Origin of the sequence: Veillonella parvula (genome assembly GCF_018378075.1) — a bacterium.
GTDB classification, from domain to species: domain Bacteria; phylum Bacillota; class Negativicutes; order Veillonellales; family Veillonellaceae; genus Veillonella; species Veillonella parvula_K.
On the sequence record NZ_JAGZYE010000009.1, the window covers coordinates 1 to 13,895 of the forward strand.

15 protein-coding genes, 3 tRNA genes and 2 pseudogenes are annotated in these 13,895 nt (G+C 38.3%); 3 read left to right on the forward strand and 17 right to left on the reverse strand.

Going from position 1 to position 13,895, the window contains the following annotated elements:
- The 3 genes and pseudogenes from KH286_RS09630 to KH286_RS08240 all read right to left on the reverse strand — a co-directional run.
- Positions 1-61 (reverse strand): annotated as a pseudogene (locus KH286_RS09630) (IS200/IS605 family transposase); the annotation flags it as partial.
- A 111-nt stretch (positions 62-172) separates the two neighbouring features.
- Positions 173-421: pseudogene (locus KH286_RS09635) on the reverse strand (hypothetical protein); the annotation flags it as partial.
- A 384-nt stretch (positions 422-805) separates the two neighbouring features.
- On the reverse strand, positions 806-1,456 hold the full coding sequence (locus tag KH286_RS08240) for a hypothetical protein (protein ID WP_077708208.1): 651 nt from the start codon (positions 1,454-1,456) through the stop codon (positions 806-808).
- Between the two features lie 187 nt (positions 1,457-1,643).
- Between KH286_RS08240 and KH286_RS08245 the strand changes: the two genes are divergently transcribed.
- The 3 genes from KH286_RS08245 to KH286_RS08255 all read left to right on the forward strand — a co-directional run bounded on the left by KH286_RS08245 (position 1,644) and on the right by KH286_RS08255 (position 2,798).
- On the forward strand, positions 1,644-1,979 hold the full coding sequence (locus KH286_RS08245; protein ID WP_077708207.1) for a hypothetical protein: 336 nt from the start codon (positions 1,644-1,646) through the stop codon (positions 1,977-1,979).
- Between the two features lie 137 nt (positions 1,980-2,116).
- Entirely contained in the window at positions 2,117-2,572 is a 456-nt protein-coding gene (locus KH286_RS08250; protein ID WP_187658817.1) for a tyrosine-type recombinase/integrase, read from the forward strand.
- A complete protein-coding gene (locus KH286_RS08255; RefSeq protein WP_180773335.1) occupies positions 2,550-2,798 on the forward strand; it encodes a tyrosine-type recombinase/integrase in 249 nt (82 codons plus the stop codon). Before KH286_RS08250 ends, KH286_RS08255 begins: the two co-directional genes overlap by 23 nt.
- Positions 2,799-2,933: 135 nt before the next feature.
- Here KH286_RS08255 and KH286_RS08260 read toward each other — a convergent pair.
- The 14 genes from KH286_RS08260 to KH286_RS08325 form a co-directional block, all read right to left on the reverse strand.
- A tRNA-Arg gene (locus KH286_RS08260) sits at positions 2,934-3,010 on the reverse strand.
- Positions 3,011-3,111: 101 nt separating this feature from the next.
- Positions 3,112-3,185 (reverse strand) — tRNA-Gly (locus tag KH286_RS08265).
- Positions 3,186-3,195: 10 nt separating this feature from the next.
- A tRNA-Pro gene (locus KH286_RS08270) sits at positions 3,196-3,272 on the reverse strand.
- A gap of 380 nt (positions 3,273-3,652) precedes the next feature.
- Positions 3,653-4,858 carry an NAD(P)-dependent malic enzyme gene (locus tag KH286_RS08275; RefSeq protein ID WP_101928976.1) on the reverse strand — a complete coding sequence of 402 codons (1,206 nt, stop codon included), beginning with the start codon at positions 4,856-4,858 and terminating at the stop codon, positions 3,653-3,655.
- 288 nt (positions 4,859-5,146) lie between these two features.
- A complete protein-coding gene (speD, locus tag KH286_RS08280; protein ID WP_008715652.1) occupies positions 5,147-5,929 on the reverse strand; it encodes an adenosylmethionine decarboxylase in 783 nt (260 codons plus the stop codon).
- A gap of 77 nt (positions 5,930-6,006) precedes the next feature.
- Positions 6,007-6,504: a metallophosphoesterase family protein gene (locus KH286_RS08285; RefSeq protein WP_004693585.1), complete on the reverse strand. Its 498-nt coding sequence runs from the start codon at positions 6,502-6,504 to the stop codon at positions 6,007-6,009.
- Positions 6,505-6,570: 66 nt separating this feature from the next.
- Positions 6,571-7,146 carry an XTP/dITP diphosphatase gene (locus KH286_RS08290; protein ID WP_012863989.1) on the reverse strand — a complete coding sequence of 192 codons (576 nt, stop codon included), beginning with the start codon at positions 7,144-7,146 and terminating at the stop codon, positions 6,571-6,573.
- A 1-nt stretch (position 7,147) separates the two neighbouring features.
- Positions 7,148-7,903 carry a ribonuclease PH gene (rph, locus tag KH286_RS08295; RefSeq protein ID WP_004693589.1) on the reverse strand — a complete coding sequence of 252 codons (756 nt, stop codon included), beginning with the start codon at positions 7,901-7,903 and terminating at the stop codon, positions 7,148-7,150.
- A 163-nt stretch (positions 7,904-8,066) separates the two neighbouring features.
- Complete coding sequence (locus KH286_RS08300) at positions 8,067-9,491, reverse strand: histone deacetylase family protein (protein WP_101928975.1); 1,425 nt, start codon at positions 9,489-9,491, stop codon at positions 8,067-8,069.
- Entirely contained in the window at positions 9,481-11,193 is a 1,713-nt protein-coding gene (locus KH286_RS08305; RefSeq protein ID WP_101928974.1) for a hydantoinase/oxoprolinase family protein, read from the reverse strand. The genes KH286_RS08300 and KH286_RS08305 overlap by 11 nt, the downstream gene beginning before the upstream one ends.
- 192 nt (positions 11,194-11,385) lie before the next feature.
- Positions 11,386-12,036, reverse strand: coding sequence for a coenzyme F420-0:L-glutamate ligase (locus KH286_RS08310; RefSeq protein ID WP_004693597.1), 651 nt, complete (start codon positions 12,034-12,036; stop codon positions 11,386-11,388).
- A gap of 12 nt (positions 12,037-12,048) precedes the next feature.
- A complete protein-coding gene (locus tag KH286_RS08315; RefSeq protein WP_004693598.1) occupies positions 12,049-12,588 on the reverse strand; it encodes a hypothetical protein in 540 nt (179 codons plus the stop codon).
- 12 nt (positions 12,589-12,600) lie between these two features.
- Positions 12,601-13,404 carry a glutamate racemase gene (gene murI / locus KH286_RS08320; protein ID WP_012863984.1) on the reverse strand — a complete coding sequence of 268 codons (804 nt, stop codon included), beginning with the start codon at positions 13,402-13,404 and terminating at the stop codon, positions 12,601-12,603.
- Positions 13,397-13,816, reverse strand: a complete 420-nt coding sequence (locus tag KH286_RS08325; protein ID WP_012863983.1) for an acyl-CoA thioesterase — start codon at positions 13,814-13,816, stop codon at positions 13,397-13,399. The genes murI and KH286_RS08325 overlap by 8 nt, the downstream gene beginning before the upstream one ends.
- Positions 13,817-13,895: the final 79 nt, after the last annotated feature.

Genomic DNA, 13,895 nt, shown 5'->3' on the forward strand with positions numbered 1-13,895 from the left:
CAATATGATATTTACATCTCCATTTACTATGTGATAAGCTTTTTACGTCATTCATTGACATTGAACCTCCTATGTTGAAATGTTGTGGTTGCCAGACCATCTCCATTTTAGCACTAGGAGGTTCTTTCCTTTTCTCTAAGAAATTTTACTGACCCCCAGTTTAACTGGGGGATTAGTCATACCTATTCGGCGTACAAATTAAAAGGAATGAGTCCGGTAGAATACCGAACTCATTCCCCAAGAGTAGCTTAATTATATCTATCCAAGAAAATGGGTGCAGATCAATATCTATTTCCACATTCTTATATTTTAAATTGGCATGTTTATGGAATATCTTGAGGCTATTCTTTAAACCTCCCATAAAACTCAATATACTTAAATTAAGTGGAATTTTTACTAGCTTGTGAATATGATCTGGACAACATTCTACCTCCTATGATGAAATATTGTGATTTCTAGTCCAGCTTCATTTTATCATTAGGCGGCTCTTTACCTTTCTTCGCGAATAATTACTATCTTCTATTTTAAACGAGAATAGTAATTCCTATTCGGCATCCAATAAAAGGGATGCTCCCCCTATAAAATACAAGGAAACATCCATGTATTTTGTCTAGTAAATAATATATCTAGAAAAATGAGTCCATATCAATATAATTTTGATATAATAAAAATATCTTTATAGAAAGGAGGAATATTATGGCTAAAAACTCTCAAAATCCTATCAACGAAGGATACGAACGCAGAGACGGAGCACAAAAAACTACTAGTGGCAAGCCTGTTCGTCCTGCTCCGCCACCCCCATCACCTACTCCGAAGAAGTAATTTTATCTGCTGAGAATCCCTCTTCAAAGAAACCATTTGGATAGTCATATTCTCTAACTTCGATATCATTTTTAATATCAAATATAGAATGTAGGTATCCAAAAGACTCACTATATCTTTCATCAGATAGCCAGCTAGCATACACTGGATGGCTATCTATTTTTATTTCAGTAGTATCTTCATTCGAAAATGTTGCTCCTAGAAATTTCCCTGTTGCTATCACATTCCCTGACTTAATTATTTGAATTAAATGATCTTTGCCATCTAACATACAATTATTGAGCATGCTATCTTCTTGAAAATACATATAACCATTATTCGCACTTGTATACTTATCGATTATACGCTTAACATTTTTTTTTACTATTGACTGCCAAGCATATCCGACACTAACCCCACTTAATATGGCCAAGAATACAAGTTGAAAATATTGCAGGCTATCAATACCAAGCAACTTATTGATAATTGTATATATAAGTAGCGTTGTAAAAAAACAAAAAATACTATATACAAAATAATTTAATATTTGGTCTATCGAACTACTTCTTGATTTCACATTTCCTAATGCTCTAGCAACTTCCTTAGCAATAAATCCAGGTGCTAGCATAACAATAATTTCAATGTAATGTTCCATTATTCTCACCTCTTTAAATTTACTATAACATGAATTCTCTCTTAATGCACTTAAGACTCTATACTATTAGATACTAGCACTGTAGCTGTAAATTTTTGTTTCATCAAATAACTCAATTTACTTATCGAAGAAAACTATATTCCAACATTCTCGGACAAATACGCTCCGATCGTAGAAAGGAGATTATATGTTTCCACTTCCTATAAGTAAAGGAAGTATTTCTAATATCCTACAAAAGAGTGGGATTCGCTATTACTGCCTCCGTAATCTACCTTTATATATAGATGAAAACGGAAAAATTATAATTCTAAAAGTTTTACCAGTAAAAAAGCTACGAAAACATCGACAAAAGATAATTATGAAGCGTGATGAAGTTGTTTATAAACTAAATTATATCAATGAATTAGCAGCAAGAAAGTTAAAACTAAAATCATCAAATACTGCAGCGGATAAAAACTATTACTCTTTTTGTCTCCATTGCTTTACAAAACGAGATAAAGCCACTGCTACAAAAAAGTTCTAACTTCATCTTATTGAATCACGATTTAAACCTTACTTTAGTAAAATTGCCATAAAAAAACTTAATAAAGGATTAATACAAAGGTTTATTGATCAGCATACAACGGCTATCAAAAAAACTTTGTTATATTACGGCAGACGTTGCGAAAACTATATAGTTTAGACTTAATCCCTCAGTACTTTTATGATGGGATAATCAAACCAAATACTACTGCCCCACTCCATCCTAAACAAGCGTTAACACATGAAGAGGTCAATTTATTCTTAGACTACTTTAAAGGGCACAATCTGGAATATACAATATTATTATTGTTTCAAACAGGTATTCGAATTGGAGGATTACAGGCGCTATACTGGAATAAAGTAGAGATATTAGACGATAAACATGGAGAACTTCATATCAACGCTTCATGGGGTAAAACAGAATTAGGACTAGCACGTAAAGCAACTAAGACAAAAAGCAGTAACCGAGTAGTTCCTTTCACTAGCTCTAAGTTAGTTAAATTACTACTAGAAGCAAAAGAGAACTCTAAGAGTAAATGGGTTTTAGCTAATCAAGTTGGAACAGGCCCTATTGAAAAAAAAGAACTTTACTAATCGCTATTTTAAAGCAGTTGGAACACAACTCAATATTAATAAACCTCTTATTTCTCATGCAGCCCGTCATACCTATATTAGTAATCTTATAAATGCAAACGCACCATATACCACTATTGCAAAATTAGTAGGCCATGATACAACAGAAATGATTATAAAGGTCTATGCTCATCCAATCAATGATAAAAAAGAAGAATTCCAATTAGTAGAAAATATCTATCTATAATTTGATTCTTAACTCAAAATCGATAGCATAGTTAATTGCGCAAACGATTGCGTAAATTTATATTATCGCACTGTTTCAGGATAATAAAAAAGTCACTGCAAAGGCTGTAAACCCTTGCAGTGACTGCATTCTTAGTGGTGATCCAGGAGGGATTCGAACCCCCGACCCACGGCTTAGAAGGCCGTTGCTCTATCCAACTGAGCTACTGAACCATGTGGATTCCCTATATAATTATCTATTATAGTATAAATTATGTACTATGTATCGTCAACTACACCCTATCTTAGTATACCCTAAAAAAGGCAAAAAAAAATGGAGCGGGTGAAGGGAATCGAACCCTCGCGACCAGCTTGGAAGGCTGGGGCTCTACCATTGAGCTACACCCGCAAATAAAAAATGGTCGGAGCAGCAGGATTCGAACCTGCGACCCCCTGGTCCCAAGCCAGGTGCGCTACCAAACTGCGCTATGCCCCGTCATTAATTACTTTGCTATTATAGCAAACCCGGTAGTTGATGTCAACCACTACTCTTGCTGAGTTCTTACTCTCTCGAGTATCGCTCTGCAACGAAAATTATTATATCATTGATAGAAACTAGTGACAAGTACTTTTTTACAACTTCATTAATTTTTTTACTTATACATTAATACATTCTTTAATATATATCTATCCTTACTTCTATTATCCTATACGCCTACGCCTCTATATCATTTTAATCTATAGATTATTCGCCCTAATAGTATAAAGCCAATCATATACTTAATCGAGCATATAAAAACATGCACCCCTTTCGAGGTGCATGTTGTATTGTTCTATAGTTATATAAGATTTTAAAATGCTAGTAAAGCAAATAAACTAACCTTCGTAGCTACCATCTTCTACTGCTTGAGGATTTTTTGCGATACCTTGTTTTACAGCAACTTCAGCAACTGCTTTAGCAACAGCTGGAGCAACACGAGGATCGAATACGGATGGCATTACGTTTTCTTCGTTCAATTCGCTATCAGGAATCAAATGAGCCAAAGCGTCAGCAGCAGCTAATTTCATTTCGTCAGTGATTTGAGCCGCACGAACATCGATAGCACCGCGGAATACGCCCGGGAATACTGCTACGTTGTTGATTTGGTTAGGAGCGTCGGAACGACCTGTACCAGCAACACGGATACCAGCAGCTTTCATATCAGCATATGTTGCTTCTGGGTTAGGGTTAGCCATTGCAAATACGATTGCATCGTCAGCCAAGTTTTCCAAAATTTCTTTTGTGAAAGCACCTGCTGCAGATACACCAAGAAGAATATCAGCACCTTTAGCATTTTCAGCCAAATCGCCATGTTTTTCTTCAAGTTTAAGTAAATCGATTAATTCAGCTTGTAAAGAGTCAAGACGTTTGTAGTCTTTATGCAATACGCCAGAGGATACCAACAATGTGATATCACGAGCACCTGCAAGGTACAATAAGCGAGCAATATTAGCACCCGCCGCACCAGCACCGTTTACAACAATTTTAGCAGTAGCTAAATCTTTTTTAACTAAACGAAGAGCGCCTTTTACACCAGCTAAACATGCAATTGCAGTACCGTGTTGGTCATCATGGAATACAGGAATTTCCAATTCTTCTTTCAAACGGTTTTCAACTTCATAGCATTTAGGAGAGGAAATATCTTCTAAATTAATACCAGCAAAGTTTTTTTGCAATAATTTTACTGTATTGATCAATGTATCAGCATCTTTTGTATCTACAACCAATGGAATGCAGTCTACATCACCGAATTTTTTGAACAATAAGGATTTACCTTCCATTACTGGCAATGCTGCTGCAGCGCCAATATCACCAAGACCAAGTACACGAGTACCGTCAGATACAACGGCAACCATGTTGGAACGGCAAGTTAATTCGAAGGATTCTGCTTCATTATCTTTAATACGCAAACATGGTTCTGCTACACCTGGTGTGTAAGCTACAGATAAATCATGAGCGTCTTTTAATTCATATTTTGTTCCTACAGTAAGGAAACCTTTTAATTCACGTTTTTTTTGTACAGCTAATTCACGTACGTCCATAACAATTCTCCTTTGTGGATACACTCGGACTCTTTAGAGTCGGTAATTTATACCTTTAACTAATTGTATTATACAAAATGCTAAATCATAATTCAAGTTTTTTCGATATAGTTTTTCGATTTTTTTAAAAACAACTATCATTAAGCTCCCGTAGTAATAAAGATTAAGCTCCAGTAGTAATAAAGTAAATTATAAAAAAGTAGATAAACCATATAAGGCTTATCTACTTCAAGTCTATATTTGTATTATACGATTAAAGCTATAACAACAATGTCATAAAAGCTGTCTTTAAGCTTTTACAGATGGCAAATTGCGTCCATAGAAGATTTCCATCATTTCTTGTTTTAATTGATGTTTAATTTGCTTGATTTCACGATCGCTCAACTCTGACTCAGTAATGCCAAAAAGATAATTATCTAAATCAAATTCTTTTAACATCATCTTAGTATGGAAAATATTTTCTTGATATACATTTACATCAATCATGTTGTACATATTGCGAGTTTTTGCACTGATGTAATTTTGAATAGAATTGATACGATGATCAATATAAATTTTCTTACCAGACACGTCCCGAGTAAAGCCACGTACATGATAATCCAAGGTAAGAATATCAGAGTCAAAACTTTGAATTAAGTAATTAAGTGCATTTAACGGAGAGATTTGTCCACATGTAGACACTTCAATGTCGGCACGGAATGTACTAATCCCTTTGTGCGGATGGCTTTCAGGATACGTATGTACAGTAAGATGCGATTTATCTAAATGCATAACTACATCTTCTTTTTCAATTTCCTCTTCAGAAATTAAAATTGTAACAGAAGCACCTTGTGGATCATAATCTTGTTTCGCTACATTAAGGATATTGGCGCCGATGATATGGCTAACTTCCGTCAAAATAGCCGTTAAACGATCCGCATTGTATACTTCATCAATGTACTGAATGTATTGTTTTTTCTCTTCTTCCGTACGAGTATAACAAATATCATAAATATTAAAACTCAATGTTTTCGTGAGATTGTTAAAACCATATAACTTCATTTTAGGCTTTGCTTTAACTGGTGTATCCATGATATGTCATAACCCTTTCCATGCATAGACTTACTATTCCTTTTGAAAGTTTCAAAACCGAAGCTTTCACCATATAACTAAACAATATCTTGTTTATACACAAACTCTACATCAAACTGTCCATTATCGTAGGTAACGATGGCAAAGGTACCACCGGAGCGATCACGAGCCAAAGAAATACTACCAGGATTTACAAATACCGCATCACGGGCACGAACCTCCCCATGATGATGGCTATGACCGGACACGATGAGTCGCGCACCCATGTCAGTTCCTAACTCAATCAGTTTTTGTATTCGATTATAATATGATACCTCATGACCATGTGTCATGTAAATATAGGTGTCTTCAAGAGGAATTAATTGCTCTCGTGGTTCAAGCGGTTGCACACGGTCGTTGTTCCCACGCACAGCATATACAGGAATATCCGTATGTTCCTGCATATAACGTGCGTCATCTCCAAAATCGCCAGCGTGAAGCCACATATCAATGTCTTGATCAGCGGTAGCAGCCAAGACGAGGTCGATATCCTCTAGATACCCATGAGTATCACTTAAAATGCCAATTCGTTTCATTGTATTTAATCTCTAATGCCACTATATTATATATTTATATGAACTATACCATATAGTTCAGAAATATCAAAGCTTACTAATTAATTCGCGTAATGCTCGACCACGATGGCTAATCGTTTCTTTTACGTCGATACTAAGCTCTGCCATCGTCTTTTCAAATTCAGGTACATAGAAGTATGGATCATATCCAAAACCATTCTCCCCTTTTGGCTCATCTTGAACGAGTCCATCACAATAGCCTTCCGCAGTAACTTCTCGACCATCAGGATATACAAGCGCTAAAGCGCATACATAATGGCCTGTACGGTCACGTTTACCCTGTAGTTCACGAATTAATTTCTCATTATTTGCATTATCATCACCATGATGACCTGCATAACGCGCAGAATATACACCTGGAGCCCCATCAAGAATATCTACAGTAAGACCAGAATCATCAGCTAAACAAGGTCGATTCGTAGCCTTAGCGTAGTATCGAGCTTTTAACAGAGCGTTTTCCATGAAAGTGGTGCCAGTTTCCTCTGGTTCCTCAACGGAAATCACATCTTTCACAGGTACGCAATCGATAGACAAATGAGAGAATGCCTCTGAAAACTCACGAATTTTTCCTTTATTGCCTGTAGCAAGCACAATTTGTTCCATTTTATACCTCCGGAGCTGTAGGATACTCTTTACCTACTTTATCTGCTGTCGCACCAAGTACTTCACGTTGTTTAGCCATGAGCTCATCTGTAGCAGCCTCTGCTAAATCAAGTAAAGCGTTGAGCTCATCACGATTAAATGTACCGTGTTCACCTGTACCTTGTACTTCAACCATATTACCAGAACCGGTACGGACTACATTCATATCTACAATGGCGGCACTATCCTCTTCGTAACAAAGGTCCGTAATAGGACCATCTGGACCAATACCTACGGAGATGGCTGCACAGAAGTTAGTAATTGGAAATTTTCCAGCTCCGCCAAAAGTGAAGTCCACCGCATCAACGAGAGCTACAAAGGCACCTGTAATCGAGGCTGTTCGTGTACCGCCATCCGCTTGAATCACATCGCAGTCGATAGTGATAGAACGCTCTCCTAATGCTTCAAGGTCCACAACAGCACGCAATGCACGACCGATAAGGCGTTGAATTTCTACAGTCCGTCCTGTTTGTTTTCCCTTTGCAGCCTCACGGCTCACGCGAGTTTGCGTAGAACGTGGCAATAATGAGTATTCCGCAGTTACCCATCCTTGCCCAGAACCTTTTAGCCAGCGTGGCACAGAATCTTCAACAGTAGCTGTACAGATAACCTTGGTCTTACCACACTCAATAAGTACAGAACCTTCTGCATACTCTGTAAAATTCCGTGTTATTTTAATAGGTCGCAATTGACCCGCTGTTCTATTATCACTGCGCATAGGAACCTCACCATTCTAAAACTAAATATTAGAACGCCCCTTACACAAAGGGGCGTTATTTCTTATATTATATCATAATTTTTCTATTTTTCAGCATTACGAATCATATTATAATTTACGATTCTAACATGATAACTGGCGTTATCATTTACGGAGATTAACATTATAGTTCATATTGGCCGTTGCCGAGTGGATCTACCACAACGTAACGGCTTGCTCCCCCTTCTGTTTTGGCTCGTTTTGCTTCTACAATAGCATCTTGACGCGTCCCTTCATCTGCTTGCCAAGGGATGAACATAGCATATACACTTTGCGACCCATACGGTCCGTATTGTCCTCGAGAGAGCACGCTATGCCAGCCTACCTTGTTTTTATACATGCGCACCTTTTCAAGGCGCTCCTCTTGTACGCCTGTTTCATCGTAGTACACGTTATAATGATTAGACCAAACATCCCCTGCACGTACGCGCTCGTCTTCGGCCATCTTATGACGGTTAGCCCATTGTATTTTCCACTTAACGATTAAATCATCTATGTAACTAGTTACATTTTGACTCTGTTTGTATTTAACAGGATCAAAGGCAGGTTCTACGACTTTGCTGTAATCAAGGCCTGCCATGGATAAAATGATACCCGTATTTACATATGGCAACGCTTCTTGTACGGAATAGCCTCCTTCAAGTACAGCTATATCTGCTTGTAGCAAATCGACTAATTCTGCATAACCCTTCGCAGTTACCTGCATATTAGCCAACGGATCACTAAAGTGATTATCTTGTCCTGCCGAGTTAATGACGATATCTGGATTAAACTCTTCAAGAATAGGCAATACAAGCTCACGCATGACCTTCATCAAACCTTCGTCACCGGTACCAGGAGGTAGTGGAATATCTATATTACTACCGATAGCCTGAGGTCCACCAAATTCATCCATAAAGCCTGTTCCTGGATAGAGGGTTCGTCCATCTTGGTGAAAGCTAATATACAATGTATCTGGATCGTGGTAAAACACATCTTGAGTGCCATCACCGTGATGTACATCAGTATCTACTACGGCAATGCGTTTGATTCCATAGGTTTGGCGCATGTGTTGAATCATAACGGCTTCAATATTAATCGTACAGAAGCCACGAATACCATGAACCATAGCCATTGCGTGGTGACCTGGTGGTCTTACTAACGCAAAAGCACGGTCTACTTCACCGCGCATGACTGCATCAGCTGCCGCAATAGCACCTCCAGCAGATACCCGATGAGCTTCAGTCACCCAAGACTCTAAATCTGGAGCACCAACGTGAACCCGCTCTATTGTATCCCAATCCGCTACTATTGGATTATATTCTCTAATATTCGGTATATCTAACAGACCTTCCTCTACGATTTGATCACGCGTATAAAGTAAACGCTCTTGTCGTTCAGGATGTGTTTCAGAAATTTTCCAGTCAAACGCAGGGAAGAATACTAGACCTAAACTGTTATTATATTCAGCTTTATCAATAGTAGAATTCACGTCGTCATTCAGTTTCGTATTCATATTCTTTTCTATAAGGCCATGACGCTCACGATAGGATAGTCCTTTATTCCACATAGTGTTTCACCCCCGCCGCCAGTTGTACTTTTACCGTAATTAAACGCTCCATAGATTGCCATCCCTCTACCACAGGGAAATCCTCAATGTTAATGACCTCGATTTCTTGCGCTGTATCTAAACCTAAACGTAAAGCCTCTTCACTAAGAACCTCTTTAGCTCGTTCTACAACTTGTTCCGCTCGTTTTAAAGTACAATTTTGCTGTTTAATCCCTAATTCAGGAATGACTAACAACCGACGTTTTGTATCTACATGAATAGTAAGTTCGATGGTAGATAAAGCTAGTGCAGCGCCTATAGCATTTGCTACGGCAGCATTCTCAGGAATCGTAACAGGTAACTCTAGATACTCACCGATACTTGGACCTAAATTTGGCGCTGTTCCCCCTACCACAACGATATGTTCTGGTACAAATACATCAGGATTTACAATATCTGCTACCACATAAATAGGTCGTTTATTTTCTACTTTTACGACCTCGTTAATACCATGTTGAATCGTTTGCAACGCTTTTTCTACGATTAGTCGTGCTACATCAGAGGCAGTCTTAATAAGAGTTAATTGATTATTTGAGGTATTTACATTTTTAGATTGTAATGTAGCCTGTATAGCATCCGCTAAATCTTGTAAAGCTCGTGATGCCAGATTAAAGTCACCATAGTTTGCGTGACCGAGCACGATAAGTGCATCCCCTAATGTAGGTTCTACACCACCAAGAGCCACCGATGGCCCCACTCGTTCAGGCCCTACGGTAAGATTACCATTTTTAAGGCGAATTACAGATTCCCCACCAATACCGACGGAAGTAACGGCAAAGGATCGCACTGCACTTGGATACTCACGGATAGATACACCATTTTTTGTCATCAATGGTTTACCATGCTTCCAAAGGGATATATCCGTTGTAGTACCCCCAATATCTAGAGCCACTGTATGCTTATTACCTATAACGCCGTGAGCCGATAGTCCAAGAACTGTTGCAGCAGGTCCCGTAAAGGCCGTTTCTACAGGTCGGCTCACCATATGCTCCATAGGTAGAGAACCACCATCGGCCTTTAAAATGTGAAGTGGAGCCAATATATTCCGTGCACTGAGAGCATCTTCAACATTTTTCTTAAACACCGTAAATACGGGTGTCACAGCGCTATTAAAATAAGCACTAATAGTACGACGAGGGAAATTTAAAGAACCACTTAATAAACTGCCATTAGAAATTGTATGATACGTATTTTTCAATTCCTCTGTAATAGATAGTTCTTCTTGAGGATTCCGCACCCCAAATTTAGCGGACACAGCAGCCAAATCGGTACCACTACGTGCTTGAACCATGTTGGCTATACCACGTACAGCATCAGCAGGGGTACACTCTACAACGATACCTCTATGATCTGTATAACCTTGAAGATATATAGGTTCCACGGGGAATATATCATCTACATTACGGCCTGGACCTGTAATCACATAGAGATCTACTACTTGCTCCTTCGCTTCTACGATGGTATTTGTCACCACGGTAGTAGATAAGGTTACTTGTTCAATATTTGATGTATCATAGCCCTCCAAAACCGCATCTAAGGCCTCACCTATACCATTCATTAGATTATCCTTTGTAGTCCGCCTCTTCGCAGTTGCCACTACACGATGGGCATCAATGATAACCGCATCGGTAAAAGTTCCACCTACGTCTAACCCTAGTAACATATAACCTCCTTTTAGTATTAATAAAGAATCCATACAAACTCAAAACGTAGTAAAGAAAACTCCATTTAAGCTACCATATACTCTCTATTTGATCTAATATGCAATCCCTATTCAAATCTGCGTATAGTCCATATTCAGGCTCATTATATAAAAAAGCTGTACCCATCTCTATGTGATGAGTACAGCCTTCTGTTATTTACCAGATACAGATGCGTAATTTTTGATGATAACAATCGGAGTCATTTGACTATCGTTACCAAATGGATTATCAATCAACAATTGTGCAATTTTTTTAGCATCAATGCCACGGCTTGTGCCTAAAATAGCGGACCGCTTCAAGTCATTAACGTCAGCTACAACGGCACCATAACAACCTGTGCGAGATACAATTTTCTCAGCCACTTTATCGGGATCCTTTGGACCAAATACAATGTGCTTATCAAATGGAGGCATAGTCCCCGTTACATCATCTGTTAAGGATGCAGCCCGAGCAATTGCATAGAATACCCCTGGTTTACGGAAAATTTTAGCAATAGCACCTAAAATAAAAGCACCTAATACCTTCCATTTACCATCCAAATTCATAGCCGATTGCATACCATAAATAGATGCCATGGAACCATCTGGATGGATAAAACGATTAATTAAACGAGCTTGCCAGCACACATTTAGTTCTTCAGGACGTGTAAAACGACCTTGCGTAATAGCTACTACAGATTCAGCAACGCATACGATATCTTCAGGTCCAATATTATGTCCCCCAAATTCAACGATAGCATCAACGATGTCATCATTATCTGTAAGGATACGTGTTGGCACACATACTAACTCTAATTCTGCCATTGTTATGCCTCCTTATTGAACCATTGCTGCTTGAACTTCTTCAGCAGTCAAACGAATACGCTGTTTATCGATATGATAGTCTGTCCGGCCTACGATTTGGTAGTAAATATCGATGTCCATATAAGGGAATCCCTTAATATCTTCTCGAATATTGCCAGTTTTACCTGTTAATGTAACATATACACGAATTGTGCCACCTTTGCGTGGTTTGATAATTATAGCTTCAAAGTATCCATCTTGACGCGGACGATTAATATCCATAGCCCAAGCATTTACTTTAACTGCATCAAAATGTTCTTCTGGTAATAATGGACGTGGAAATAAGTCCATTATTGTGCCCAATTGGCGCCCTTTATTTACAAATGGTATATCACAGAACAAAGTAATGGACTCAAAACTACGATCAGATACTTGGAAGTTCGTTGCCCGTTTCGCTAATAAGACAATATTTTCATTACCTTGTTTCAACACAAACAAACGGAATAATAAGTACAGAGCTGCAACAGCCACAATAATAGCTATTACTGCACTGAGGATGTTATAAAACCACATAGGGTATCTCCTTTATAATGTAATATGTTCAATGGTACGACGGCTTGTATCAAGGAAGGATGCACTCAACGTATCACCAAGTTCGACATCCTTTGTAAAATACAATGTCACGGTGCCTACAGTATCTTGATGATTGAAAAGATTTTTACTCTCTAGTCTGTGACGAACCAATTCACTTGTTTCAAAAGCAGGATCAATGAACTGAATGCGACACGATGTTAGTTCCTCTAGTAAAGGTTGTACAAATGGAAAATGAGTACACCCCAAAACAACAACCTCAATTTCTCGAGATAATAAAGGTTCTAAATAATCCTTGCATACTTCACGAACAAAGTAATCATCTAAATGACCTTGTTCAATAAGCCCCGCCAACTCTGGACAAGGTTGTTCCCAAACAAAAACCTCGTGATCAACTTCTAAAGCCACATGCTTATGAATATGACTATTTACAGTGGCCACGGTCGCCATAATACCGATAGTCTTGCTTTTACTTTTATTAATAGCTGTTTTTACACCTTGTGATACACCAATAACTGGCACAGATACAAGTTCACGTACCGCATCAAGAGCCACAACGGTGAAGGTGTTACAAGCAATCACCATCAACTTAACAGGCTGCTTTTCTAGCGTCTCCGCAATACGGCACGCTAAATAAGTGATTTCATCATCACTGCGATTACCTACAGGATTATTCGCATTATCACCGATATAGATAAAATCTTCGTTAGGAAATTGTTCTTGTAATACCTTTAACACAGATAGTCCGCCTACACCAGAGTCAAATACACCGATAGGCAATTGTTGTACATTACTCATGCGGCATCTCCTCAACAGCTGCTAACATAGGCAGATAGAAAGTATCGTCTAATCGCACAATTTTTCCTGTTAATTTTGACATAAAGGCGTTCTTAGTTTCCCCCGTAGCAAGTATTGCACCATCACTAGCACGGCGCATGCGATAGCGAAACACCATTTGAGCCCTCGTCATCTTAACCAAATACGTTTCGATGTGAAGTTCATCATCGAAATTCGCAGGTTCTTTATAATTGCAAGATACATTCATGATGGGAAATACAATATCCTCATTCATCATATCCCACAAAGTGACACCGATCTTACGAAGGAATTCAATGCGCGCCATTTCAAACCATCTAAAATGATTACTATGGTGAGCAATCCCCATCATATCAGTTTCATAAAATCGTACATTTACTGAAGCAATATGCATAAATTCTGTCCTTTTTAAATAGTATACAATTTTTATTCTATATCTATTACTTTAGGGTGTCAAATAAATAAAGGCAGTT

Bases quoted from the DNA above. Each gene is read 5' to 3' on its own strand.
- KH286_RS08310 (WP_004693597.1), bottom strand. From the start codon at position 12,036: ATGGCAGAATTAGAGTTAGTATGTGTGCCAACACGTATCCTTACAGAT.
- speD (WP_008715652.1), bottom strand. From the start codon at position 5,929: ATGGATACACCAGTTAAAGCAAAGCCTAAAATGAAGTTATATGGTTTT.
- KH286_RS08315 (WP_004693598.1), bottom strand. From the start codon at position 12,588: ATGTGGTTTTATAACATCCTCAGTGCAGTAATAGCTATTATTGTGGCT.
- KH286_RS08275 (WP_101928976.1), bottom strand. From the start codon at position 4,858: ATGGACGTACGTGAATTAGCTGTACAAAAAAAACGTGAATTAAAAGGT.
- KH286_RS08240 (WP_077708208.1), bottom strand. From the start codon at position 1,456: ATGGAACATTACATTGAAATTATTGTTATGCTAGCACCTGGATTTATT.
- KH286_RS08245 (WP_077708207.1), top strand. From the start codon at position 1,644: ATGTTTCCACTTCCTATAAGTAAAGGAAGTATTTCTAATATCCTACAA.
- KH286_RS08290 (WP_012863989.1), bottom strand. From the start codon at position 7,146: ATGGAACAAATTGTGCTTGCTACAGGCAATAAAGGAAAAATTCGTGAG.
- KH286_RS08285 (WP_004693585.1), bottom strand. From the start codon at position 6,504: ATGAAACGAATTGGCATTTTAAGTGATACTCATGGGTATCTAGAGGAT.
- rph (WP_004693589.1), bottom strand. From the start codon at position 7,903: ATGCGCAGTGATAATAGAACAGCGGGTCAATTGCGACCTATTAAAATA.
- murI (WP_012863984.1), bottom strand. From the start codon at position 13,404: ATGAGTAATGTACAACAATTGCCTATCGGTGTATTTGACTCTGGTGTA.
- KH286_RS08300 (WP_101928975.1), bottom strand. From the start codon at position 9,491: ATGTGGAATAAAGGACTATCCTATCGTGAGCGTCATGGCCTTATAGAA.
- KH286_RS08305 (WP_101928974.1), bottom strand. From the start codon at position 11,193: ATGTTACTAGGGTTAGACGTAGGTGGAACTTTTACCGATGCGGTTATC.
- KH286_RS08325 (WP_012863983.1), bottom strand. From the start codon at position 13,816: ATGCATATTGCTTCAGTAAATGTACGATTTTATGAAACTGATATGATG.